Genomic DNA, 24,567 nt, shown 5'->3' on the forward strand with positions numbered 1-24,567 from the left:
GAAGGTCTTTTCTCTTGAAAGGAGGTGATCCAGCCGCAGGTTCCCCTACGGCTACCTTGTTACGACTTCACCCCAGTCATGAATCCCACCGTGGTAAGCGGCCTCCTTACGGTTAGCCTACCTACTTCTGGTGAAACCCACTCCCATGGTGTGACGGGCGGTGTGTACAAGGCCCGGGAACGTATTCACCGCGACATGCTGATCCGCGATTACTAGCGATTCCGACTTCATGCACTCGAGTTGCAGAGTGCAATCCGGACTACGATCGGTTTTGTGAGATTGGCACCCCCTCGCGGGTTAGCGACCCTCTGTACCGACCATTGTATGACGTGTGAAGCCCTGGTCATAAGGGCCATGAGGACTTGACGTCATCCCCACCTTCCTCCGGTTTGTCACCGGCAGTCCCACTAAAGTGCTCAACTGAATGGTAGCAACTAGTGGCAAGGGTTGCGCTCGTTGCGGGACTTAACCCAACATCTCACGACACGAGCTGACGACAGCCATGCAGCACCTGTGTTACGGTTCCCGAAGGCACTCCTCTATCTCTAAAGGATTCCGTACATGTCAAGACCAGGTAAGGTTTTTCGCGTTGCATCGAATTAATCCACATCATCCACCGCTTGTGCGGGCCCCCGTCAATTCCTTTGAGTTTTAGTCTTGCGACCGTACTCCCCAGGCGGTCTACTTCACGCGTTAGCTGCGTTACTAAGCTCCGAAAAGCCCAACAACTAGTAGACATCGTTTAGGGCGTGGACTACCAGGGTATCTAATCCTGTTTGCTCCCCACGCTTTCGTGCATGAGTGTCAGTATCAGCCCAGGGGGTTGCCTTCGCCATCGGTGTTCCTCCACATCTCTACGCATTTCACTGCTACACGTGGAATTCCACCCCCCTCTGCCGTACTCTAGTTAGCCAGTTCACAATGCAATTCCCAAGTTGAGCTCGGGGATTTCACATCGTGCTTAACAAACCACCTGCGCACGCTTTACGCCCAGTAATTCCGATTAACGCTTGGACCCTACGTATTACCGCGGCTGCTGGCACGTAGTTAGCCGGTCCTTATTCTTCAGGTACTCTCATCCCCGGTGGGTATTAGCCACAAGGATTTGCTCCCTGACAAAAGCGCTTTACAACCCGAAGGCCTTCTTCACGCACGCGGCATTGCTGGATCAGGCTTGCGCCCATTGTCCAAGATTCCCCACTGCTGCCTCCCGTAGGAGTCTGGACCGTGTCTCAGTTCCAGTGTGGCGGATCGTCCTCTAAGACCCGCTACTGATCGTTGCCTTGGTAGGCCTTTACCCCACCAACTAGCTAATCAGCCATCGGCCGCTCCAATAACAAGAGGTCTTGCGATCCCCCTCTTTCCCCCGTAGGGCGTATGCGGTATTAGCTATCCTTTCGGATAGTTATCCCCCATTACTGGGTACGTTCCGATGTATTACTCACCCGTTCGCCACTCGCCACCAGACCGAAGTCCGTGCTGCCGTTCGACTTGCATGTGTAAAGCATGCCGCCAGCGTTCAATCTGAGCCAGGATCAAACTCTTTCGTTTAATCTCTGCTATTTTTACTACTTGGCTTGTACTTCAATACTCAAAGAAAGAAACGAGATGAACAATTAAGTTCGTCTTGTTTATTTCCTATCATCTGAGTGCAAGCACTTGTTTCGACTTACGAATCAAGCACTCACACTCATCGGCTGTAATTTGTTAAAGATCGGTGCGAGACAGAGAGAAACATCACTTCGTTTCGCTGCGTCATCAGCAGAGAGGCCGAACTATACCCACCGCTCTGAAACACGTCAACACCTATCGATAAAGAAAAGCGAACAAAGGCGATAAGTGATTGATGGAAAAGGAAACTCACTTTTAAACAATTGAGCCCAGTCAATCAAAACCAAACGGTCAGCACCTGCAAACTCAGCCACAAAATCACAAAAACCAAGCACAAAAAGCACAAAGCCCGCTAGCGCGGGCTTTGACTTGGTCTTTTAACGACGCATCACTGATTAAATCAATCTTTAGCAGGCTTATCTCGATTGCCACCGGCGATCATTTTGTATTCAAACAAGCGACATTCGAGTGGGCCGTTAAATAGCACCGTACGTTTAGATGCTTTTAAACGCATGTATTTAGGCATATCTAAATCGGCGGTGAGGAAATAAGCGTTCCAACCTGCAAAGCGCTGCTTTAATACCGTTGCCCATTGTGGGTACAAGCCAGCCAAATGCTCTTTCTCATCCATACGTGCGCCGTAGGGTGGATTACATACCCATACACCCGATTCTGCTGGCGGCTTAGCATCGAGGACATTCAACTGTTTCAGTTGAATCGCATCTTCCAATCCCGCGGCGGCAATATTGGCTTTCGCGTAAATCAACACCGTACTTGAAACGTCCGAGCCCGAAATCAACTGATTACTCTTGCTTTCTTTTGCTTTAGCTTCGTCGCGAACGCCTTGCCAGAATCCATCATCAAACATACGCATTTGCTGGAAGGCAAAAGAGCGGCGAATACCTGGCGCAATATTGCGTGCAATCATTGCCGCTTCGATCAGGAAAGTCCCCGAACCGCACATTGGATCGTAAAACGCTTGTTCCGGCGTCCAGCCGCTTAGCGCCAAAATACCGGCGGCCAGATTTTCTCGCACTGGCGCATCACCCGTTTCAACGCGATAGCCACGCTTAAATAGCGCTTCACCCGAAGTATCGAGATACAAGGTCGCCATTTTGTCCGACAGATACAAATGAATCCGCATATCCGGCTCTTTGGTATCCACATCAGGGCGCTTGCCACACTTCAAACGGAAACGATCACAAACGCCGTCTTTCACTTTGAGCGCAATAAAATCGAGGCTACGCAGCGGCGAGCGCACCGCCGTGACCGTGACTTTGATTGAATTCTCAACGGTAAAGATCTCCGCCCATTCAGTATCACGCGCCATACGGAAAATATCGTCTTCTGAGCGATATGGCTTTTCCACCAGCTTCCACAGAATGCGGCTGGCAACGCGCGAATACAGATTCGCTTTGTACATCACCGTCCATGGGCCAGAAAACGCCACGCCACCATCGGTGACTTTCACTTTCTTAGCACCTTGCTCGAGCAATTCCTTTTCCAGAATCGGCTCAAGGCCACGCGGACATGGCGCGAAAAATTCAAATATTTGTAGCACAGGCTTCTTCTTTAAAATTCTGGATAAAAATTACACAGTTGCGAGCACTGTACCCGCATCAAGCGATTTTTGCTCGGTTCTGCGACGCGTTTGCATGATCAATGGCGCCCAAGTCTCGCCCGGACGTTTTTTTCGCGTCGTTAGCGTCAATTCGGACGGGCCATACACATTGGTATTGTGCGTTAACGGCGTGGTAATCAAATACTGCGCCTGCGTCGCCTTCAAGAATGCGCCAACGCGGTCAATATTGAAAATATCCAAGTGCGCAAATGGCTCGTCGATGAACACAAAGCCCGATGGATTGTTTTCGTCCATCATCAAGCCGATCAGCAAAATCAGCGACTTCATGACCTGCTGACCGCCCGACGCTTCACCGTCGTTCAAGCCCATCATGCCTTTCTGGTCGAAATTGAAACGTGCCGTCAGGCCAGCCTGCGCCAACACCACGTCGTCATTTTCCAGATGCGGCATATCAAGCTCAACGTCGATGCCGGCTAAATCGCCCAAGCCTTTAATATTGCGACCATACGCACGCACCGTCGCACGCAATTTATTAATATACGCCGCGCGCGCCTCTTCGGTTAGCTGGCCAGTGCGCTCAACTTCTTTGCGGTGGCCTTGCGACTCGTCTTCCAGCGCCTCGTAGTCGGCAACCAATTTGTCGCGGCGCTGGATGATGGTTTCGTCTTTTTCCCAATGCGCTTGCGTTAGCTGCTCTTGCTGACGCTCGATGATGTGACGCACTTCGGTCACGCTGCGATATTCTTCTTTCAGTTGCTCAAGCACACTTGGCAATAGCCAAGCTGGCAAAGCTTTTTCTTTCAAGACGCGAATCGCGCCAAGCTGGCGGCTAATTTCATTGCGTTGGCGCGTAATTTGCGCCTGCAATTCTTCGACCGCGCGGCGGAATTGATCGCGCTCGATTTCAATTTTTTGCGCCGCCAAGCGCAATTCAGAACGGCTTTCGCGCGAACCTTCGACCGCTGCCTGCGCCGCAGCCAGTTCCGCACCAAGGCGCTGCACTTCGGCTTGCTCGGCCGGGAAGCGCTCGGCCGCTGCGGCAAATTCGGCTTGGCGCGACGCCAATTGCAACACCGCCTGCATACCCATCAGCTGCACAGTAATGCTCTGAATATCCCGTTGCACGCTGGCAAAATCGGTTTCTTGATCGAGAATCTGCTCGTTCAAGGCTTTTAAGCGTACGGCGATGTCGTTCAGGCGTGAATGACGCGCCGCCTCACCAAAAGCATATTCGCGGGTATCGACCCCAATGAAACGCGCACCGCGGCGTTCACGGTAATACCCCTCTTTGGTAATCCAATCGCTGCTAATGCGGCTGCCGGCTTCGACCGACTTCACGCGCTGAATGCCATTCAATTGACGAGTCAACCACGGCGGCACTGGCGCCTTGAAATCGATAATTTCAAGAATCGAGCCCAACACCGCACGCGGCGCTGGTTCGCGCTCCGACACGATAAAGTGGCGATAACGCAAACGCTCGCCGACTTCCCATGCGCGCTGCTTATCAGCTTCGCGCTGCAGCAAAATCAAATGGCGCGACGGCGCGAGCAAGGCCTCAACCGCGTCTTGCCAAGTCGGGTCAGTTACTTCGCAAATTTCGGTCAGCAATTGATGCGGAATGCCAGCCTCGTCAAGCGCAGCACGCATTTGGCGCACAAAGTCGGGCGACGGCGCTTTGCCGGCTTGCAGCGCAAATTGCGCTTCCGACAATTGCTGGCGCTCATCGCGGGCTTTTTTCAGCGCTAGTTTTTTCTCGGTCTCAATGACTTTCAAATCGGCCAAACGATCGTTCAAGCCAATCGCGTCGGCGCCGTGCTCGCGCTCGGCGAGCTCACGCAGCTTTTCGCCTTCGCGCATAATGCGCTCGGTATCGCGCGCCGCATCGCGCACTTCTTGGAACTTGGCAAACAGCGTTTCGTAATCCGCTTTGCTTTGCTGCTCGCCATTCAGCGTTTGATTGGCCGCCAACTGCGCCACCGCCAAGCGTTTATCGAGCTGCACCAAATCACCGCGCTTATGCCACAGATTGCGGCGGTTTTGCTTAAATTGGGCGATATAGTTGCGCAGCGTGTCTTGCGCTTCGGCCACTTGCAAGGCGGGAATTACTTCCTGCTCAAGGCGCACCGTGTCGGTACCGAGCGAACACCATTCCAGATAGCTGCTAGCGCGCAGACGGAAACGCTCAACGTCCAAGCCAAGCTGCGAGAGTTGCTGCTGCATTTTATCGAGCTCGCCCTCAGCCTCGCGCAAACGCACTTTGGCTTCTTGGTAATGGTCGAGCACTTCTTTGTCGCCAAACACTTGGAAAACCAAATCCAGCAATGCCTTAGGGGAGTATTCGCACAGCTTGTCCGTATCACCTTGCTCCAAGGCCAATACCTCGGCAATTGCTGGCGTTAAACCGGCTTGCTCCAAGCGGCGGCGATAATCGCCAACGCCTAGCCATTGCAAATTCGTCTCAGTTTGGCCGTCAAGCTGCGCATCGCCTTCGGCAATCGCATACTGGCGCACCCAATCGCCGCCCTGTTTTTTAATCCGACAAAACAGCGTTACCGTTTCAGACGAGAGCGGGAAAAACAAATACGGAAAAAAGCCGCCACCGCTACGGCGCGGATTACTCACCACCGCGCGCAACCAAGCGATGTTTTCTTTGTTATTGCGCACATAGCGTTTGTAATCGCGGCGGCCCGAACATTTAAGCGCCAAAATCGTGCGCAGCGCATCGAGCAGCGTCGTTTTACCTGAACCATTCGGGCCGACTACCGTCACAATCTGCGCATCGAGCGGCACAGAAATACGTTGCCAGAAATCCCAGTGCACCATTTCCAAAGTTTTAATCTGGAACATTTTGACTTCCCTTTTGTGCTTGCAGCCATTCGCTGGCCAACAAACCATAAATCACTTGATCTTGCGCCTGACCGCCGATCACAAAATGCGCGCGCAACACGCCTTCGCGGACAAAACCAATTCGCTCAGCCAAAGCCAGCGACGGCCTATTCAGCGCAGAAATGGTCGCGCCAAGCCGACGATAACCTGCGGCGAATAATTGCGTCACCCAGATGCCAAGCGCTCGGCTCGCCAAACCTTGGCCTTGATATTGCGGCAATAATGAATACGACACTTCGGCGTATTGCATCATCGGCGAGCGCTGATTCGCGCCGACCATGCCGATCGCCCGACCATCGACTTCGACGATCATCATTAACTCAGCATTATCTTGGCAATTGACTTGCTGAGCTGCGGCCGTAATTCGCGCCTGTATCGCAGGCAAATCTAATTTCATTAGCGGCATGTATTGCAGCGCAGCTGGGTCTGAGCGCAAGCGCAATAAAAACTCAGCGTCTTGCTCGTTCGCTACACGTAAAATCATGCGTCGATCTCGGCCGAGGCAATTTGCGTGCCCGACAGTTTTAAAATATCGGCCAGCGCGCCGTTGATAATACGCGGCGCGAGCTTGGCGTAGTCGATCATCAAATCAAGCATCGGGCCTTCATAAATCATTCGGTTGCGGCGTACGACAAAACCCAATTTGGAGAGCTGGCCTAAATTGGTCGTAAAACGCATTTTGCCGCCCAGCACTTTGCCAAAATCGGCGTACAACGCGTCTTCCGAAATGCCTTGCGCGACGCCTTCGCCGTGCTCGATCGGTTTTTCGGCGCCAAATAAATCGCCCTGATCTTCATGCCCCGCTTCAACGCGCGCAATTTGACGCTCGCGCTTCGGCAAAATAATCAGCGCCCACACGACGACCAGCAAGGCGATGCCATCACGCGGCAGGCCCATATTATTCGACAACCAGTTTTCACCTTCGCCAAACACCCACTCTTCCATATGCGGCTGCAACGCCACCGCGATATGTTCGGCGTAGGGATTTTCCAGCAACTGCAAACCACATTCGGCTAGACGATGTTCGAGCGACTCGCGAAAGGCTTCGTCGATCAGCGCGCGGCGCGCCAGTGGGTCTTTACGAAGCACAAAACGTTGCGCCAATAAACGCGCAACTAAAATATTGAGGGCTTGATCCATGTTCTATCAGCCTTTTGATGAATTCAGTGGAGCGAGTCGGCCACGACTAATGCTGGCGACTTCAGGATGATCAGGTTCGTGCAACTCGGCACTTGCTTCCAGCCGCAACGGCACTTTTACAATATCGGCGACTACACTCTTTTCCAGCGCAGCCTCGGCATCGCCCAATAACGACAGCAGCGATAAGCGATACGCCGTTTCGTTATATGTCGGCGCGATCACCGCCTCGGGCAAATCGCCACCTAAGCCGCCAGCGACGAGGCGATTAAGATCGTCGTACAGAGATTCCGCCAGCAATAGGCGCTCGGCTTCAACTTCGCCGACCATTTGCGCGGCAGCGCCGGCGGGCATTGCACTGATGATGTTGACTGGGCGTTCGCGCTCGCAAATTTCGTATTCGGCCACGTCGAGCAAAATATCCGACACGACAAAATGCGGCTCGGGATGGAACAAAATTAAATCACGGCCAAGACTGGCGAGCTTTTCTTGCGTTTGCTGGCGCAACCAATCGGCGACGTTGGTCGTCGATAAACCAGATTGCCCCAAATGCACGCGCTGCGAAGCCAATTCGGAAAGACGACGATGAAACACCGACGTTAAGCGCAGCATGCGCGCTTGCGCCAAGGCGATCGATTGCGCGACTTGATGGATGCGCGGATCGGTCTCTTCGTCAGTCAGCACGGTGCGGATCACATCGGTGCCTTTTTCGACCCACTGCCACACTTTTTCGAGTTTTTCGCGCGCGGCGCGGATTTGGAATTCGGATTGCGACTCGAGCGCCGCTTCAAAATCGGCGTACAGTTCGTTCAAGCGCGCCAGCAAATTGAGCATCACTTCGTTGGAAACTTGCCCCAGCGATTGACCCGCCGCCACCTGCGACGTCAAATAACCCAATTCGGCATCGCCTTCGGCGAACTGCATCATCGTGCCCATCGCCGCCAAGGCCACGCGCCCCGCCTCGGACATTGCGTACAGCTGCTCGTCGCTATCCCACACCAACAAGCCATTATCGCGCAAACGCTTCAAGACCGTATCGAGCTTAACCTGATTGATATAGGCAAAATGCGCCTGCAAGTCGGCCGGCGACCAGCGCGGCGCATCGGCGCGCGCGCCGATTTCGCGCAGCACGATCAGACGAACAAAAACCTCGTCTTCGCCACCGCGAAACAAGGTAATAAAAGCGTCGATATAGGTGCGCGCGCGCAGTAATTCCGCCATTTGCGGCAATTCGTGCGGCACAAAACCGGGCTGAAAAAAATCGGAAAATAAGTTTTCGTCTTGCATGGAGATGACAAAAATCGGGAAGCAGCAAGACTAAAGGCAAACAGGCGGAAAAACAATGCCTTTAGTAGGAAGTAGTACCACGAGCACACCATTGCAGCGCACTCGTGGATTAAAGCAATTACTCGAAGTCGCGACCTTCGGCCAAAGCCGCTGCACGCGCAGCCAGCAAGGCTTCTTGCTCGGCAGCCAAACGCGCGGCGGCGTCTTCTTCTTGCTGCTTAGCCAGTTTTTTCGCTTGTTCCAGATAATCAGCAATCGCGTAGGTTAGATCACGGCAACCTTCACCGGTCAGACCGGCAATCACAAAGTAACGTGGTTTCGCTGGATTAAATGGCGCGTACTCGTCGTACTCGCCCGCCTCCCAACCATAGGCTTTCAGGAAGGCTTGTACGCGTTCTTCGCGCTCATCTTCCGGAATCATGTCGACTTTATTGAGCACCAACCAACGTGGCTTGGTGTACAACTCTTCGTCGTATTTGCGCAGCTCTTCGACAATGGCATTGGCTTCAGCGACTGGATCAACTTCTTCGTTGAACGGCGCCAAATCAACTAGGTGCAACAAAATACCAGTGCGCTGCAAGTGCTTCAAGAAGCGGTGACCTAAACCCGCGCCATCGGCGGCGCCTTCGATCAAACCTGGCACGTCGGCAATCACGAAGCTGCGATTTTCATCGATGCGCACCACGCCCAAATTTGGATGCAGTGTGGTAAATGGATAATCGGCTACTTTTGGCTTGGCGGCAGAAACAGCACGGATGAAGGTTGATTTACCCGCATTCGGCATGCCAAGCAAACCAATATCGGCCAGCACTTTCAATTCCAGCTTCAATTCGCGACGCTCACCTTCCGCGCCCGGCGTCGTTTGGCGTGGCGCGCGGTTGGTTGACGATTTGAAGTGCAAATTACCAAAACCGCCAGTTCCGCCTTTGGCGATTGGCAAACGCTCGCCATTTTTGGTCAAGTCTGCAATCAATTCACCAGTTTCAGCATCAGTAATGACTGTGCCGATTGGCATGCGCAACTCGATATCGTCGCCGCCTTTACCGTAACAATCGGCGCCGCGACCATTCTCGCCGTCTTTGGCTTTGTATTTACGGACGAAGCGGTAATCAACCAGCGTATTGATGTCCTCATCCGCCACAGCCCAAACCGTACCGCCTTTACCGCCGTCGCCACCATCTGGGCCACCACGGGGTACGAATTTCTCACGGCGCATACTGGCCGAACCATTGCCGCCCTTGCCGCCGATTACTTCAATCTTTGCTTCATCAATAAACTTCATATCTCTACTCCTACCTCACAGGGTATCGCCCCGCAAACCAAGGGATTTACCACATACAGACCAATACTTAAGCACGTATCTGGAAAATCACCTAGCCAGACTGCAAAACCCACAGACTCAACAAGAAAACGTAACGAGAAGCGCGAAGACAAGGCTTAAAAAGACGAAAAACCGGAGCTTACATAAAGTAAATGAGGATTTTGAGTCGTTTTAAAACGCAGTATTCGTGATTCGCAGTCGTTTTCCCATTCAGACAAAGAAAAAAAGCCCCATCACTAGGATAGGGCTTTCAAAGCAAACCGGAAAGAAGCTTAAGCTTCTTCGCCAGTGTAAGGCAATACAGTTACAGTGCGACGCTTCAGAGCGCCTTTCACTGCGAATTGTACGTAGCCATCAACTTTAGCGAACAGAGTGTGATCTTTGCCCATACCAACGTTGTCACCAGCGTGGAATTCAGTACCACGTTGACGAACAATGATAGAACCAGCAGGAATCAATTCACCACCGTAAACTTTGATACCCAAGCGTTTGGCTTCTGAATCGCGACCGTTACGCGAACTACCACCAGCTTTCTTATGTGCCATGGTTCAGCTCCTTAATTACTTAACGATTTCGTCAATGCGAATTTCAGTGTAGTTCTGGCGATGGCCAGCACGACGCATGTAGTGCTTACGACGGCGCATTTTGAAAATGCGAACCTTCTCACCACGACCTTGAGAAATTACAGTTGCTTTGATGGAAGCACCGGCAACCACTGGGGCACCAATTACAACCGCATCACCGTCTGCCACCATCAATACTTCATTCAGTACGATTTGGCTGTCGATGTCTGCAGCAATCTGTTCTACTTTAAGTTTTTCGCCGATAGCAACTTTGTACTGCTTGCCACCAGTTTTTACGACTGCATACATAACAAGCTCCTAAGAGTTTGACCCAACGTGCCGCGGACTATTCACACCGGCACGCTCCCCAAAATTGGGAATCGAGCATAGTAAGGGCTTGTTTTAATAAAGTCAAGGACTTAAGCCCACACTTTTCGCAGCATGCGCCAGAAGTCGGGCGTAAAAGGGCAATTTCTGCTAATATCTCGCGCAATTATTTATTCATCACGCTGGTGCAGCAAAATAACGCACCAGCCACAAGCCAAAGGGTAAACCCAGCGTGTCGATGCAGTTTGTAAAGTCGGTCGTAGATGCCGACATGGCCATCATGGACAATGTCATTCGTGACCGACTCTACTCAGACGTCGTACTAGTGCGACAAGTCGCCGAGTATATTGTTGCATCCGGCGGAAAACGCCTGCGCCCAATGATTACACTACTCTCCGCGCAAGCACTAGGCTACCAAGGCACGCATCATCACGAGCTGGCTGCCGTCATTGAATTTATCCACACCGCCACACTTTTGCACGATGACGTAGTGGATGAATCTAGCCTGCGCCGTGGCCGTGACACCGCCAATGCACTGTTTGGCAATGCCGCCAGCGTACTGGTCGGCGACTTTTTGTACAGCCGCGCCTTTCAAATGATGGTCAATTGCGGCTCGATGCGCATTATGGAAGTGCTGTCTGACGCCACCAACGTCATCGCCGAAGGCGAAGTTTTGCAACTGATGAATATCGGCAACATCGACATCGACGAAGCCGACTACCTGAAAGTCATTCGCTACAAAACAGCCAAACTATTTGAAGCCGCCTCACGCCTTGGTGCAATCCTCGCAGCAAGCAACACGGACATTGAAGATGCCATGGCGCGTTATGGCATGCACCTAGGCACCGCATTCCAGATTATCGACGACGTTCTCGATTACAGCGGCAAGCAAGAAGAAATCGGCAAATCACTCGGTGATGACCTTGCCGAAGGCAAGCCAACGCTGCCGCTGATTTATGTAATGCGCCACGGCGCAGCCGACGCAGCGGCCACTGTGAAAGACGCACTTGAACACGCCAAACGCGAAAATTTCGATGCCGTTTTGGCGGCAGTACAGCAATCTGGCGCACTCGAATACGCCCGCCAAGTCGCACAAAAAGAAGCACAACTGGCCATTGATTGCCTTGAACACCTCGCTGACAACCCCCACACCCAAGCATTAAAAGCACTGGCGACACTCGCCATCAACCGCAACAGCTAAAAAGCCCTAGATTGCAAACATAAAAAAACCGACTTCATTCGAAGTCGGTTTTTTCTTTGGCAAACCCCAGCAATTAAGCTGCAGTTGCTTTGCGCGCTGGCAATTTTTCCTTGATACGTGCAGATTTGCCTGAACGATCACGGAGGTAGTACAGTTTAGCGCGACGAACATCACCACGGCGTTTAACTTCAACAGAAGCCACCAGTGGAGAGTAAGTTTGGAAAGTACGCTCAACGCCAGTACCAGAAGAAATCTTGCGAACGATGAAGTTGCTGTTCAGACCACGGTTACGCTTAGCGATCACTACGCCTTCGTAAGCCTGCAGACGTTCACGGTTACCCTCTTTTACTTTTACTGAAACGACAACAGTGTCGCCAGGTGCAAATTCAGGGATAGTTTTACCCAGACGGGCGATTTCTTCTTGCTCGAGTTGTTGAATCAAGTTCATTTTAATACTCCATATGAGGCCTGTACCTTCTGCCATCACCCTAAAGCAACGGTATTGCCAAGCTTAGTCCGGCAATTGCTCGGACTTAAATTCAGCCAGAAGACGAGTCTCTTCTTTAGATAACTGCCGCTTTTCCAGCAAATCAGGCCGGCGCAACCAAGTACGACCGAGCGACTGCTTTAAACGCCAGCGCCTTATAGCGGCATGGTTGCCTGACATCAAGACATCAGGCACAGCCATATCGCGATAAACTTCGGGACGGGTGTAATGCGGGCAATCCAGCAACCCATCCACAAATGAATCTTCCACCGCACTTGCCGCCGTATTTAATACACCCGGCAACAAACGGGACACGGCATCAATGACGATCATTGCGGGCAATTCGCCACCCGACAACACATAATCACCCACCGAGATTTCTTCATCGACGTGCGAAGCAATAATTCGCTCATCAACCCCCTCATAACGCCCACACAACAAAACAAGTGATTGCTTTTCAGCCAACTCTTGCACTTTTTGATGCGTTAACGGCGCACCCTGAGGGGACATATACACCGTATATGGCTGCAAGCCACGAGCAATTTGGCGTTGCTTGCTATACCCAAGTGCAGCATCCAGCGGAGCAGGTAACATCACCATCCCAGGACCACCACCGAACGGCCTATCATCGACGCGATGATAATTGTCCTGCGTAAAATCCCGCGGATTACATGTTTCGACCTCGATTAAGCCCAACTCCACCGCACGACGCGTGACGCCATGCGCGGTAATTGCCGCAAACATCTCGGGAAACAGCGTTACCACATCAAACTGCATGCCACTTTTGGATTCATGGCTTTTGGGTTCAGACATTAAATCGTCCGGATTAAAAATCCAGCCCCCAATCCACTCGCATTACACGAGTTTCAAGATTCACATCCAATACCACATGCCCCACGAAAGGCACCAAACGCTCTACGTCACCATCTTTAACAACAATCACGTCGTTAGCGCCGGTTTCGAACAGCTTTTCAATTACACCAAGGCGTTCGCCTTGCGAATTAAGCACTTCCAAGCCAATCAAATCAGCCCAGTAGTATTCATCCTCTTCCAACTCCGGCATTTCACTGCGCGGCACAGCGATCTCACAACCCTTTAAAGAAAAGGCCACATCTCGATCATTGACACCCTGCAATTTTGCCCCGAGCTTTTTAGGCTGAACGTGCGCATCCGCAACCTGATACGATTTCCACTGGCCATTTTTACCCAACCACCATGTTTTGTAGTCAAGCAGGCTATCAGCGTACTGCGTATCAGCGATCAAACTAACCCAACCCTGAATGCCAAAAGCCCCGCTAATGTAGCCCATCACCACCAGATCATCTGGCACGACATTCTGAGCATCCACCGACGAGGCTTTAAGATTTTTCACCACGGAAAAATTAGGCCGCTTTTTGCTGCTTGATCAAACGAGCTACGGTATCAGAAGGCTGAGCGCCAACACCCAACCAGTAGTTCAGACGATCAGCAACGAAGCGCAATTCTTCAGCAGCGCCAGAAGCTTGTGGATTGTAGAAGCCAACGCGCTCGATGAAACGACCATCGCGGCGGTTGCGAGAATCAGTCACTACAACGTTGTAGAACGGGCGATCTTTTGAGCCACCGCGAGCAAGACGAATCACGACCATAATAAAACCCAATATTGGTAAATAAAAATAAGCTCGCAATCATGCCAGAATTTAGCAGCGACTGCAAGACCATATCCAAATACACCGTACAAACGGCGATTACATCCCCGGCATTAAGCCCTTGAGGCCACGCATCATTTTCATCATACCACCACCCGAGAACTGCTTCATCATCTTCTGCGTCTGCTCAAACTGCTTCAACAGTCGATTCACTTCCTGCACCGTCACCCCCGCACCTGCAGCAATCCGGCGTTTACGGCTAGCCTTGAGCAACTCCGGCTTGCGGCGCTCTAGCGGCGTCATTGAGTTAATAATCCCCTCGATGCGCGTGACCGCCTTATCAGTTACCTGACTATCAGCCATTGCACTCAACTGCCCCGGCAATTTATCCATCAAGGCAGCCATACCACCCATTTTTTTCATTTGCTGAATTTGGGTTTTAAAATCTTCAAGATCGAAGCCTTTGCCAGACTTCATCTTCTTCATCATTTTCAGCGCTTCAGCTTCATCGACGGTATTTTGCACGTCTTCAATCAAAGACAGCACATCACCCATACCAAGCACGCGACTGGCCATCCGGTCAGGATGGAATGGCTCAAGCCCTGTTAGCTTTTCACCAGTACCCAAGAATTTAATCGGCTTACCCGTTACATGACGCACCGAGAGCGCAGCACCACCACGAGAGTCGCCATCCATCTTGGTCAACACCACACCAGTCAATGGCAGCGCCTCATTAAATGCCTGCGCAGTATTCACCGCGTCTTGACCCTGCATCGCATCAACAACAAACAGCGTTTCAACTGGCTTGACCGAAGCATGAAGCGCCTTAATTTCCTGCATCATCGCTTCGTCAATTGCCAAGCGACCGGCCGTATCGACGATCAATACATCAAAGAAATGCCTTTTTGCGTAATCAATGGCTGCATTCGCAATATCAACTGGTTTTTGTGACACATCGGATGGGAACCACTCCACCTGCAGCTGGCCCGCCAAAGTTTTCAACTGCTCAATCGCCGCGGGGCGATAAACGTCAGTAGAAACCAGCAATACTTTTTTCTTTTGCGTTTCTTTAAGTAACTTGGCCAACTTACCCGAGGTCGTCGTTTTACCCGCACCTTGCAAACCCGCCATCAACACCACAGCAGGCGGCTGAGCGGCCAAATTAAGCGCATCATTTTGCGCGCCCATCAACTTGGTTAGCTCTTCATACACCACGCCAATCACGGCCTGACCAGGCGTCAAGCTACCAACAACCTCTTTCCCTTCCGCACGCACCTTCACATCAGCAATAAACTGCTTCACCGCCGGCAGCGCCACATCCGCCTCAAGCAAAGCCATGCGCACTTCACGCAACGCGTCTTTAATATTGTCTTCGGTCAGACGCGAGTGGCCTCGTAATGTTTTTACTACGCCACCTAAGCGGCCAGACAAGTTTTCAAACATGCAACGTTTCCTTGATCGACAGATGCCGTAGCGGCACCCACTCTGTTAGACTTAATTACTTTCCATTTTACCCTAAATGCCGTGCTGACTTTGCTTGGGCCTCTTTCTTTATTTATTTATCTACTGCTAGGTTGGCATTTTTGCCAAACTCGCCTCGCAGGCAAACGCGCGCTTCACCCTTTAATCGCCAACTTGCTACTCGCATTGGCCATCGCCATGCACGGCTCGATCGTTGCTAGTACAGCCCTACAGACTCCGACATTTTTTGGCGCTGCCGAAGCATTATCACTAACCGCCTGGCTGGCAATAGCCATCTATTGCTTCAGTAAAATACGTTGGAACCTGACTGGACTAGAACCACCACTTTTTGCATTCGTTTCTGCCTTTATGGCGCTATCACTCTTACTACCACAAGGGCACAGCATTACTTACGTGCAATCCACCCTTTCCCGATTGCATTTTATTTTTGCCATGCTAGCTCAGAGTTTATTATTCATTGCTGCAGGCCTCGCCATTTTAATGCGCATTACCGACAGCACCTTACATCACCACGCCCGCAAACTACTCAGCCAAAACCTACCACCACTTTTAACCCTCGAGAAGCTTTTATTTAGCACGATATCCGTTGGATTCGCCCTACTCACCCTCACACTGATCGCCGGCGGAGTATTTAACCAACAAAGCTATGGCACAGTATTTACTGTGTCACACAAAACAGTATTCGGACTACTATCGTGGATACTTTTTGGCTCCCTTTTGTTGGGTCGCTGGCTTTCAGGGTGGCGGGGGCGTTTAGTAGCCAACTGGACCCTTGCGGCATTCTCCGTTTTATTCCTGGGGTACATTGGAACACGTATAGTGCTAGAGACCATATTAGCAAAGGGCTAGCAAGACATACCCACCAACCCCCTACTAAAACTCAACCCACAGCGACAATATTAGCAAGTACTAACAATTAAGTGCGTTGCGCAACACTCAGGCGGCAAAATGATCTGGGATACCGCGCTTTCGATTTTCATCTGCTAGACTAGAGTAGATATTAAATTGATATAACGCCGCTCATAGACCAAAAATTCAAGGCGTTTCATACTATCAATGATCCCACTGGAGTGATTTTTTTGTTATGAGCACCCCGCAAATTTCTGGCTTAGCTCGCTTATTAGTACAGCACGGACGCCTAAGTGAGACCGACGCAGAAGCCCTGCAATCGGCGGCCATAAGCAACAAAAGCACTTTTATTGAGCAGCTAACTCAAAGTAAAAAACTCACTGCACGCGAGGTTGCTGAGTTTTCAGCACAGACTTTTGGCTATCCGCTACTAGACCTCGATCGAATTGATTCAAGCTACCTCCCGCAAGGCGTTCTTGATAACAATGTAATGCGCACACAGCGCCTTGTTCCGCTATTCAAGCGCGGCACAAAACTCTTTATTGGCCTCTCTGACATTACCAATCTTGAGGCAGTAGAAAAGGTTCGCTTCCAAACCAACTCACAAGTTGAGCCAATTATTGTCGAAGACAATAAGTTGATTATTTTGCTCAACAAAACCATCGAAGCTACCGGCGCAAATCTGAAAGACATGGTAATTGACGAGGCAGATTTAGCGCTCGATGGTGGAGAACAAGAACCAACAGCAGCTGAAACCCAAATGGGGCAGGAGATTGATGATGCGCCAGTGGTTAAGTACCTGCAAAAAATGCTAATGGATGCCATCAATAGTGGCGCCTCCGACATTCATTTTGAGCCCTTTGAAAAATTCTATCGAATTAGATTTCGCATTGATGGCGTTTTACGTGAGGTTGCACAACCCCCATTAGCCATTAAGGAAAAAATCTCCTCCAGGATCAAGGTAATCTCTAAGCTCGACATTTCAGAAAAACGAATCCCACAAGATGGACGGATGAAGTTAGTTTTATCCAAGTCTCGTGCAATTGATTTCCGTGTTTCGACATTGCCGACCATGCATGGCGAAAAAATCGTAATGCGGATCTTGGACCCCTCTTCTGCCACGCTCGGGATCGATGCGCTCGGCTATGATCCCGATCAAAAAGCACTGATTTTAGATGCCATCCAGCGTCCATATGGCATGGTACTAGTGACCGGGCCCACCGGCTCAGGCAAAACCGTGTCACTTTACACCTGCCTCAATTTACTGAATAAGCCAGACATTAACATCTCGACAGCAGAAGACCCTGCTGAGATTAACTTGCCAGGCATCAATCAAGTCAATGTAAATGATAAAGCTGGGCTAACCTTTTCTGCCGCGCTAAAAGCGTTCCTGCGCCAAGACCCCGACATCATTATGGTCGGTGAGATTCGCGACCTTGAAACAGCGGACATTGCAATTAAAGCAGCCCAGACTGGCCACATGGTGTTCTCAACGCTCCACACTAACGACGCACCAACTACGTTAACGCGGATGTTGAATATGGGCATCCAGCCATTCAATATTGCTTCCTCCGTAATACTGATTACGGCACAACGGCTTGCACGACGCCTATGCAGTTGCAAAAAACATGTCGATATTCCGGCGCAAGCACTGCTAGATGCAGGCTTTCAGCAAGAAGAACTAGACGACACCTGGCAACCCTATGGGCCAGTGGGTTGTGAACTATGCAAAAACACAGGCTATAAAGGTCGAGTTGGCATTTATCAAGTCATGCCGATTAGCGATGAAATTAATCGTCTCATCATGAATCATGGGAATGCCATTGATATTGCCGACCAAGCCCGAAAAGAAGGCGTACTCAGCCTACGTGAGGCAGGACTAAGAAAAGTACGTCAAGGACTCACCTCCCTCGAAGAAATCATGGCTGTAACAAACGTATAAGAAAGGATAGAAATAAAATGGCCGTTAAAGCAAAAAGTCCCGCAGCCAAAGAGTTTGCATTTCGCTGGGAAGGTAAAGATAGAACTAATAAAATTGTTAAAGGCGAGATGCGCGCAAGCGGTGAAAATGTAGTCAAAAGCACCCTGCGACGCCAAGGGATCAACGTTACAAGTGTAAAAAAAGTTCGTCTTGGCGCCGGCAGAAAGATCACTGAGCTTGATATTGCCATGTTTACACGCCAACTCGCCACCATGCTAAAGTCTGGCGTACCCCTGCTAACAGCCTTCGACATTGTAGCCAAAGGCCATAGCAATCCATCAGTAACCAAGCTACTAATGGAAATCAAGACCGATATTGAAACCGGGTCTTCACTAACACAAGCCTTTAGAAAACACCCCAATCAGTTCGACAACCTGTACTGCAATCTTGTACAGGCAGGGGAGCAGGCCGGTATTTTAGATGCCCTTCTAGCACGCCTTGCCACTTATAAAGAAAAAATTCTGGCCGTTAAAAAGAAAATCAAGTCAGCGATGTTTTATCCTACGGCAGTCATTGTTGCGGCCTTCGTTATCACGGCGGTGATTATGATTTTTGTGATTCCAGCCTTTAAAGAACTTTTCTCCAGCTTTGGCGCCGACCTACCTGGGCCGACACTCTTAGTCATGGCCATTTCCGACTTCTTTGTTGATTACTGGTACATCATTTTTGGCGGAATTTTTGGAGGCATTTATCTTTTTCTCCAAGCCTGGAAAAAATCTGAAAAAATTCAATTCTTTATGGATAGGTTGTTACTAAAACTCCCCATTTTTGGCGAAATTGTTCGCAATGCGACCATTGCCCGTTGGACTAGAACTTTAGCAACGATGTTTGCTGCCGGCGTCCCGCTGGTTGAATCGCTTGAGTCGGTAGGAGGCGCATCAGGGAATATCGTCTACAAATTAGCAACCCAGAAAATACAATCGGAAGTTAGCACTGGCACAAGCTTGACTAGCGCCATGCAGAATGCCAATGTATTTCCAAATATGGTTTTGCAAATGACGTCAATTGGGGAAGAGTCAGGCTCACTGGACGCAATGCTAAGCAAAGTCGCCGACTACTTTGAAGAGGAGGTCGATAATGCAGTAGAAGCGCTATCAAGTTTAATGGAGCCGATCATTATGGTCGTTCTTGGCACACTAATCGGGGGGCTTGTTGTTGCAATGTACCTACCAATCTTCAAAATGGGCGCGGCGGTAGGCTAATGTTTGAAATTTTGACAAATCCAAGTTATTTGATTGTTTGCACAGCTCTACTAGGCTTATTTGTTGGCAGCTTTCTCAACGTGGTCATCCATCGACTACCAATCATGATTGAAAACAGCTTTCGCCAAGAATGCTCAGTGCTTCAGGAGGGGGAATCAATACAATCGACCATCCCTTTTACAACATACAATCTAGCAATCCCACGTTCCGCATGCCCAACTTGCGAACATCAAATTACTGCGCTGGAAAATATTCCAGTCGTCAGCTGGCTACTACTACGGGGCAAATGCAGCCAATGCAAAGCACCAATTAGCAAGCGCTACCCCTTAGTTGAATTAGCTACAGCCCTAGTCTCGGGAGGGCTCGCATGGCATTTTGGTTTTAGCTTGCAGCTATTTGGAGCACTTTTGTTTAGCTGGGCTCTTATTTCATTAATACTGATTGATGCAGATACTTATTTATTGCCAGATGCCATCACGCTCCCCTTACTTTGGTTGGGGGTGCTCTTCAACACACAAGGTATTTTTACAGATCTAACAAGTTCAGTATATGGCGCAATAGCAGGGTATTTAAGTCTTTGGAGCATATACTGGGCATTTAAACTTGCCACAGGCAAAGAAGGAATGGGCTACGGGGACTTCAAATTACTCGCCGCCCTCGGAGCCTGGCTAGGAGTTAGCATGCTGCCAGCAATTATTCTGCTCTCTTCATTTAGTGGGGCAGTAATTGGCATCATTATGATCGCAGGTGCAAAACGCGGATGGAACAAGCCGATGCCATTCGGGCCATATCTTGGAATAGCCGGCTTATTAGCGCTAATATGGGGCAAAGATATCACTCAGATGCTGTACGGTTTTTAAGCAATGATCGTTGGACTCACAGGCGGAATCGGCTCCGGCAAAAGCACTGCAGCAGAGTACTTTGCTCGATTAGGTATACACATTGTCGATACCGACCTAATTAGCCACCAATTAACCCAGGCAGATCAGCCAATACTTACCGCGATTTCCGCTCACTTTGGTACGAATTGCCTGAATGCCGATGGCGCACTCAATCGAGCATGGCTGAGGCAAGAAATACACACCAATCCAAACAAAAAGAAAGTACTTGAATCCATTTTGTATCCAAAAATTTTAGCTAAATGCATCCAAGAGCTAAACGAGTACACCACAGATAGCTACCAAATTCTGATGGTGCCATTACTTTTCGAGAATGCCGCATTTAAAAATCTATGCCAGCAAACCATCACAGTGGAATGCGAGCAAGAAGTGCGGATTGCGCGAGTCATGCAGCGCAGTCACTTAACCCACGAAGGTGTGGTAGCAATAATAAATAATCAATTAACAGATGCAGAACGCCGACAACAAGCCCACCACTTGATTTACAATAACGGCTCGTTGGCATCATTAGAGCAACAGGTCATTACTATTGATTCGTTGCTTCGGGATCGTTGTAATACACTAAGCACAAATACAGCATCGCAATTTTGAAATCTCCTATTTAGGCCCTAGCACAGTGATTAGCTATGAATTCCCTATCAATGAGCGCATCCGGACATTATTGCGCCTGGAAGAGCTATACGTGCGCACGGCCAAGTTAGCAGCTCGCGATGATGCGCTTGATCACCACATGGCATTGCTCGGGATTTTTGAGATCATGGAGGTAGCAAGCCGCGCTGATTTAAAATCAGATTTATTACAAGAGCTAGAACGCCAACGCCAAACCTTAGCTAGCCTACGGAACAACCCTCACATCTCTGAAGATGCGCTCGATTTAGTACTGAATGAAATTGAAACCACCCATGGCCGTCTGTTAGAAATGACGGGAAAATTTGGGCAATATCTTCGGGAAAATGAATGGCTAATGAGTATCAAACAACGTGTATCCATCCCAGGCGGCGTTTGTGAGTTTGACCTACCTTCATACCACTACTGGCGCAAGCAATCTTCGGACCGTCGCCGTGGCGATCTTGAGCGCTGGTTAAGTCCGCTATTGCCCATTAAAAATGGCCTCGACATTGTTTTAAAACTGCTCCGCGACTCAGCGAAAAGCAACCATTTCACAGCAAAAAACGGCAGCTTTCAGCAGATGTCTGGTGGCAAAGTCGTACAGCTGCTGAAGGTATCGCTCCCGAACGATCTGCCGGCAGTACCTGAACTATCCGCAAATCGTTATGCCATCAACATCCGCTTCATCGTTCCATCCACCAGCGGCGAGCGCGCTAAAGTTGTCGATGCCGATATCGACTTTACCCTCAGTTATTGCAACCTATGATCAAAACACAGCAACCGATGGTTAAGTGCCCTACGTGTGCGGCAGTATGCGCCTATTCACCCCAAAACTTGTTTAGGCCTTTTTGCAGCGAACGCTGCAAAATGATTGATTTAGGCGAATGGGCTAATGAAAGTTATCGCATCCCTGAGCAAAATAATACTGCAAATACAATCGACAGCATCGATTATCAATAGTTAAATACCCTTGACAGTATTAATACCAGGCCATTATTTGCATTGGCTCACAGATAGATACCCAACCGCCACAGCCCACCCTAAAATCAAGCACTCCATAAAAAAGCAGTTGAAACAAGAATATCACCTCAGTGTAATAGCATAGTCACAGCGCCGCAGTAGCTTAAGAGTCATCCAAATGGAGGATTTTTTATGCACACAGGTCTGGAACACGCTCACCGCAGCCCTCACAAAAGCATTACAGTCTGCATCGCAGACAATCCACGGCAAATACGTCAAGCACAAGCTTTACGTTATCAAATTTTTGCGGAGGAAATGCACGCCAATTTAAATTGCAAAGAACCAGGTTTCGATCAAGATTTATTTGACCCTTATTGCGACCATCTCATTGCCATTGATGAGAATAATGGGCAAGTCATCGGTACTTATCGAATACTCGCGCCGCATCAAGCGCAACGAATTGGCAGCTATTACTCTGACACGGAATTTGATCTAACGCGCCTGAACAATATTCGCAGCAATATTGTTGAGTTAGGGCGCAGTTGTGTACATCCAGACTATCGCACAGGCACCACTATCGCCTTATTGTGGAATGCGCTGAACCAATACATGGAAAAAAATCGCTACCAATATATGATGGGTTGCGCCTCGGTCACTCTAAAGGATGGGGGGCATACTGCTTGCAGCCTATACGACAAACTTGCCAAACAGGCCCTATCACCAATCGAATGGCGTGTTTTTCCGCGCACACCGCTACCAATCAAAGAGCTAAACTCGACACTGCAGGTTGAAATCCCTGCATTAATTAAAGGCTATATTCGTGCGGGAGCAATGCTGTGCGGTGAACCTGCTTGGGATCCATATTTTAATACCGCCGATTTTTTGCTCCTACTTCCAAGGCAACATATCAGTCGACGCTATGCGAAACATTTTGGACGCTGACCAAAACACAAAAAGCTAAGTTAAAATACGCCCTTAATTGCCAACCACGCCAAGAGTCATGCGCAAACTACTTCGTACCTCCAAGCTTATTTCCCACCTTGGCGTCGGACTTTTCATCATTACTTTTGTTATCAACAAACACGGCACTGAAAAAAAAGCCGAATTAATTCGCAACTGGTCAAAAAAATTAACCAAAATTTTAGGAGTTAAGGTCATCGTCAAAGGCAAAGTACCGCCCACAATCCCTAGCAACTATATGTTTCTATCTAATCATATTTCATGGTTTGATATTTTTGCACTGAACACGATTTATGCCTCTCGATTCATTGCGAAGGCCGACATTCAGAGCTGGCCTCTAATTAATAGGCTATGCGTGGGAGCCGGGACGTTTTTCATTCAGCGTGAAAAGATAAAGGATACAAAAAGAGTAAACGATGCAATAACTGAATGCTTACAGAATGGTGAGTGTGTAACCTTCTTCCCCGAAGGTACGACAACCGATGGCACCTATCTGAAACCACTGAAGACTTCACTATTACAATCAATTGTTACCAGCCAAGGTCATGTACAAGCAATCTATCTAAACTATCTTGACGATGAGGGCAAACACAGCGAAGTGCCGGCATATGTAGATGATATGACGTTTCTACAGTCTTTGAATAAACTGCTAGGCAATCAAAATACCGAAGTGCATATTCGCTTCATGCCTGCAATTAAAGTACACGAACATGATAGAGCAAGTATTAGCGCAGCGGTTAAAGCGCAATTACATGAGGCTCATCTCAGTTTTCACCAGCAATTGATTGATAAGCACGTCGAGCAGAAATACTAAAGATCTCATCAGTATCAAGGCAATAAGCCGTCATTTGCCCACCCCAAATACAACCAGTATCCAGACAAACATAGCTATCATTGACTTGAAGTCCAAGTGCTGACCAGTGGCCAAAAAAAATTCTTTTCTTGGGTGCTGTATTGTGCACAGAAAACCACGGAATAAGAGCAGTAGGTGCACCTATTAGCTCGCCTTTATACTTTAAATCAATGGTTTTCCCATCCAAAAATCGCATTCTTGTAAATGCATTTATTGTGAATCTAAACTTTTCAGAATCACTGAGTGACTTATCCCAAAAGTCGGGTCGATTTCCAAACATAACGGAAAACCAGCGATGGCGATCAATGCCAGAGTACAGCTTTTGAGCTTTAAACGCCCGCTTGATTGCTTGTTCTTGAGACCAGAAAGGATAAATTCCTGCGTGGGCGATGATTGCATTGTCTAACTGCAGCAATAAGGGCTGCTGAATCAACCATTCTAAATATAGCTCAGCGTGCTCATCCTCTAAGATTTCACCAATCGTGTCGCCATTGCGCGGAGTTGCAAAGCCAAGCCAGCAGGCCAACAGAAACAAGTCGTGATTACCTAAGACAGTCGAGGCACAACATCGGTATTCGTAGACCCACTTTATCACTTTGTACGACTCAGGACCACGATTGACTAAATCACCCACAAAATACAAATGATCACAGAGAGGATCAAATTGAATCTTAAGCAATAAAGCCTGTAATTCGTCGTAGCACCCCTGAACATCACCAATCACATAATTTGCCATAATCGA

24 protein-coding genes and 1 rRNA gene are annotated in these 24,567 nt (G+C 49.4%); 10 read left to right on the plus strand and 15 right to left on the minus strand.

Annotated features, from left to right (window positions below):
- Window positions 1–17: 17 nt before the first annotated feature.
- From NT239_06810 to rplU, 9 genes are all read right to left on the minus strand, one after another.
- A 16S ribosomal RNA gene (locus NT239_06810) occupies window positions 18–1,551 on the minus strand.
- A gap of 460 nt (window positions 1,552–2,011) precedes the next feature.
- Window positions 2,012–3,172, minus strand: a complete 1,161-nt coding sequence (locus NT239_06815; GenBank protein XGA72528.1) for a THUMP domain-containing protein — start codon at window positions 3,170–3,172, stop codon at window positions 2,012–2,014.
- Between the two features lie 30 nt (window positions 3,173–3,202).
- Window positions 3,203–6,040: an AAA family ATPase gene (locus NT239_06820; GenBank protein XGA72529.1), complete on the minus strand. Its 2,838-nt coding sequence runs from the start codon at window positions 6,038–6,040 to the stop codon at window positions 3,203–3,205.
- Window positions 6,027–6,563 carry a GNAT family N-acetyltransferase gene (locus tag NT239_06825; GenBank protein ID XGA72530.1) on the minus strand — a complete coding sequence of 179 codons (537 nt, stop codon included), beginning with the start codon at window positions 6,561–6,563 and terminating at the stop codon, window positions 6,027–6,029. Before NT239_06825 ends, NT239_06820 begins: the two co-directional genes overlap by 14 nt.
- A complete protein-coding gene (locus tag NT239_06830) occupies window positions 6,560–7,219 on the minus strand; it encodes a hypothetical protein (protein XGA72531.1) in 660 nt (219 codons plus the stop codon). Before NT239_06830 ends, NT239_06825 begins: the two co-directional genes overlap by 4 nt.
- A gap of 6 nt (window positions 7,220–7,225) precedes the next feature.
- On the minus strand, window positions 7,226–8,503 hold the full coding sequence (locus NT239_06835; protein XGA72532.1) for a hypothetical protein: 1,278 nt from the start codon (window positions 8,501–8,503) through the stop codon (window positions 7,226–7,228).
- 118 nt (window positions 8,504–8,621) lie between these two features.
- Entirely contained in the window at window positions 8,622–9,785 is a 1,164-nt protein-coding gene (obgE, locus tag NT239_06840; GenBank protein ID XGA72533.1) for a GTPase ObgE, read from the minus strand.
- 311 nt (window positions 9,786–10,096) lie between these two features.
- Entirely contained in the window at window positions 10,097–10,369 is a 273-nt protein-coding gene (gene rpmA, locus NT239_06845) for a 50S ribosomal protein L27 (protein XGA72534.1), read from the minus strand.
- A 15-nt stretch (window positions 10,370–10,384) separates the two neighbouring features.
- On the minus strand, window positions 10,385–10,696 hold the full coding sequence (gene rplU, locus NT239_06850; GenBank protein XGA72535.1) for a 50S ribosomal protein L21: 312 nt from the start codon (window positions 10,694–10,696) through the stop codon (window positions 10,385–10,387).
- 256 nt (window positions 10,697–10,952) lie between these two features.
- Between rplU and NT239_06855 the strand changes: the two genes are divergently transcribed.
- Complete coding sequence (locus NT239_06855; protein XGA72780.1) at window positions 10,953–11,915, plus strand: polyprenyl synthetase family protein; 963 nt, start codon at window positions 10,953–10,955, stop codon at window positions 11,913–11,915.
- A gap of 73 nt (window positions 11,916–11,988) precedes the next feature.
- Here NT239_06855 and rplS read toward each other — a convergent pair whose 3' ends face one another.
- From rplS to ffh, 5 genes are all read right to left on the minus strand, one after another.
- A complete protein-coding gene (gene rplS, locus NT239_06860) occupies window positions 11,989–12,363 on the minus strand; it encodes a 50S ribosomal protein L19 (protein ID XGA72536.1) in 375 nt (124 codons plus the stop codon).
- A gap of 63 nt (window positions 12,364–12,426) precedes the next feature.
- Window positions 12,427–13,179, minus strand: coding sequence for a tRNA (guanosine(37)-N1)-methyltransferase TrmD (gene trmD / locus NT239_06865; protein ID XGA72781.1), 753 nt, complete (start codon window positions 13,177–13,179; stop codon window positions 12,427–12,429).
- Window positions 13,180–13,228: 49 nt separating this feature from the next.
- A complete protein-coding gene (gene rimM / locus NT239_06870) occupies window positions 13,229–13,711 on the minus strand; it encodes a ribosome maturation factor RimM (GenBank protein XGA72782.1) in 483 nt (160 codons plus the stop codon).
- A 73-nt stretch (window positions 13,712–13,784) separates the two neighbouring features.
- Window positions 13,785–14,030, minus strand: coding sequence for a 30S ribosomal protein S16 (rpsP, locus tag NT239_06875; GenBank protein XGA72537.1), 246 nt, complete (start codon window positions 14,028–14,030; stop codon window positions 13,785–13,787).
- Between the two features lie 99 nt (window positions 14,031–14,129).
- Window positions 14,130–15,473 carry a signal recognition particle protein gene (gene ffh, locus NT239_06880; GenBank protein ID XGA72538.1) on the minus strand — a complete coding sequence of 448 codons (1,344 nt, stop codon included), beginning with the start codon at window positions 15,471–15,473 and terminating at the stop codon, window positions 14,130–14,132.
- 81 nt (window positions 15,474–15,554) lie between these two features.
- Here ffh and ccsA point away from each other — a divergent pair, with 81 nt between their 5' ends.
- From ccsA to NT239_06925, 9 genes are all read left to right on the plus strand, one after another.
- Complete coding sequence (ccsA, locus tag NT239_06885) at window positions 15,555–16,361, plus strand: cytochrome c biogenesis protein CcsA (protein ID XGA72539.1); 807 nt, start codon at window positions 15,555–15,557, stop codon at window positions 16,359–16,361.
- 235 nt (window positions 16,362–16,596) lie between these two features.
- Window positions 16,597–18,303, plus strand: a complete 1,707-nt coding sequence (gene pilB / locus NT239_06890; GenBank protein XGA72540.1) for a type IV-A pilus assembly ATPase PilB — start codon at window positions 16,597–16,599, stop codon at window positions 18,301–18,303.
- 17 nt (window positions 18,304–18,320) lie between these two features.
- Window positions 18,321–19,544: a type II secretion system F family protein gene (locus tag NT239_06895; protein ID XGA72541.1), complete on the plus strand. Its 1,224-nt coding sequence runs from the start codon at window positions 18,321–18,323 to the stop codon at window positions 19,542–19,544.
- Complete coding sequence (locus NT239_06900; protein XGA72542.1) at window positions 19,544–20,404, plus strand: A24 family peptidase; 861 nt, start codon at window positions 19,544–19,546, stop codon at window positions 20,402–20,404. The genes NT239_06895 and NT239_06900 overlap by 1 nt, the downstream gene beginning before the upstream one ends.
- A 3-nt stretch (window positions 20,405–20,407) precedes the next feature.
- Window positions 20,408–21,034 (plus strand): dephospho-CoA kinase, encoded by a 627-nt coding sequence (gene coaE / locus NT239_06905; GenBank protein XGA72543.1) that lies wholly within the window; start codon window positions 20,408–20,410, stop codon window positions 21,032–21,034.
- Window positions 21,035–21,059: 25 nt separating this feature from the next.
- A complete protein-coding gene (zapD, locus tag NT239_06910; GenBank protein ID XGA72544.1) occupies window positions 21,060–21,818 on the plus strand; it encodes a cell division protein ZapD in 759 nt (252 codons plus the stop codon).
- Window positions 21,815–22,012 carry a DNA gyrase inhibitor YacG gene (locus tag NT239_06915; GenBank protein ID XGA72545.1) on the plus strand — a complete coding sequence of 66 codons (198 nt, stop codon included), beginning with the start codon at window positions 21,815–21,817 and terminating at the stop codon, window positions 22,010–22,012. Before zapD ends, NT239_06915 begins: the two co-directional genes overlap by 4 nt.
- 192 nt (window positions 22,013–22,204) lie before the next feature.
- Window positions 22,205–22,954, plus strand: a complete 750-nt coding sequence (locus NT239_06920) for a GNAT family N-acetyltransferase (protein XGA72546.1) — start codon at window positions 22,205–22,207, stop codon at window positions 22,952–22,954.
- Window positions 22,955–23,012: 58 nt separating this feature from the next.
- Window positions 23,013–23,786, plus strand: a complete 774-nt coding sequence (locus NT239_06925) for a 1-acyl-sn-glycerol-3-phosphate acyltransferase (protein XGA72547.1) — start codon at window positions 23,013–23,015, stop codon at window positions 23,784–23,786.
- Here the strand turns inward: NT239_06925 and NT239_06930 are convergent.
- On the minus strand, window positions 23,737–24,561 hold the full coding sequence (locus NT239_06930) for a symmetrical bis(5'-nucleosyl)-tetraphosphatase (protein XGA72548.1): 825 nt from the start codon (window positions 24,559–24,561) through the stop codon (window positions 23,737–23,739). The genes NT239_06925 and NT239_06930 overlap by 50 nt on opposite strands.
- Between the last annotated feature and the right edge of the window lie 6 nt (window positions 24,562–24,567).

The sequence above is a fragment of the Chitinibacter sp. SCUT-21 genome, from assembly GCA_041874755.1.
Classification (GTDB): domain Bacteria; phylum Pseudomonadota; class Gammaproteobacteria; order Burkholderiales; family Chitinibacteraceae; genus Chitinibacter.

Coding starts and splice junctions, on each gene's coding strand:
- NT239_06820 (XGA72529.1), bottom strand. CDS start 6,040: ATGTTCCAGATTAAAACTTTGGAAATGGTGCACTGGGATTTCTGGCAA.
- NT239_06825 (XGA72530.1), bottom strand. CDS start 6,563: ATGATTTTACGTGTAGCGAACGAGCAAGACGCTGAGTTTTTATTGCGC.
- NT239_06830 (XGA72531.1), bottom strand. CDS start 7,219: ATGGATCAAGCCCTCAATATTTTAGTTGCGCGTTTATTGGCGCAACGT.
- NT239_06835 (XGA72532.1), bottom strand. CDS start 8,503: ATGCAAGACGAAAACTTATTTTCCGATTTTTTTCAGCCCGGTTTTGTG.
- obgE (XGA72533.1), bottom strand. CDS start 9,785: ATGAAGTTTATTGATGAAGCAAAGATTGAAGTAATCGGCGGCAAGGGC.
- rpmA (XGA72534.1), bottom strand. CDS start 10,369: ATGGCACATAAGAAAGCTGGTGGTAGTTCGCGTAACGGTCGCGATTCA.
- rplU (XGA72535.1), bottom strand. CDS start 10,696: ATGTATGCAGTCGTAAAAACTGGTGGCAAGCAGTACAAAGTTGCTATC.
- NT239_06855 (XGA72780.1), top strand. CDS start 10,953: ATGCAGTTTGTAAAGTCGGTCGTAGATGCCGACATGGCCATCATGGAC.
- rplS (XGA72536.1), bottom strand. CDS start 12,363: ATGAACTTGATTCAACAACTCGAGCAAGAAGAAATCGCCCGTCTGGGT.
- trmD (XGA72781.1), bottom strand. CDS start 13,179: ATGCAGTTTGATGTGGTAACGCTGTTTCCCGAGATGTTTGCGGCAATT.
- rimM (XGA72782.1), bottom strand. CDS start 13,711: ATGGGCTACATTAGCGGGGCTTTTGGCATTCAGGGTTGGGTTAGTTTG.
- rpsP (XGA72537.1), bottom strand. CDS start 14,030: ATGGTCGTGATTCGTCTTGCTCGCGGTGGCTCAAAAGATCGCCCGTTC.
- ffh (XGA72538.1), bottom strand. CDS start 15,473: ATGTTTGAAAACTTGTCTGGCCGCTTAGGTGGCGTAGTAAAAACATTA.
- pilB (XGA72540.1), top strand. CDS start 16,597: ATGAGCACCCCGCAAATTTCTGGCTTAGCTCGCTTATTAGTACAGCAC.
- NT239_06895 (XGA72541.1), top strand. CDS start 18,321: ATGGCCGTTAAAGCAAAAAGTCCCGCAGCCAAAGAGTTTGCATTTCGC.
- NT239_06900 (XGA72542.1), top strand. CDS start 19,544: ATGTTTGAAATTTTGACAAATCCAAGTTATTTGATTGTTTGCACAGCT.
- coaE (XGA72543.1), top strand. CDS start 20,408: ATGATCGTTGGACTCACAGGCGGAATCGGCTCCGGCAAAAGCACTGCA.
- NT239_06915 (XGA72545.1), top strand. CDS start 21,815: ATGATCAAAACACAGCAACCGATGGTTAAGTGCCCTACGTGTGCGGCA.
- NT239_06920 (XGA72546.1), top strand. CDS start 22,205: ATGCACACAGGTCTGGAACACGCTCACCGCAGCCCTCACAAAAGCATT.
- NT239_06925 (XGA72547.1), top strand. CDS start 23,013: ATGCGCAAACTACTTCGTACCTCCAAGCTTATTTCCCACCTTGGCGTC.
- NT239_06930 (XGA72548.1), bottom strand. CDS start 24,561: ATGGCAAATTATGTGATTGGTGATGTTCAGGGGTGCTACGACGAATTA.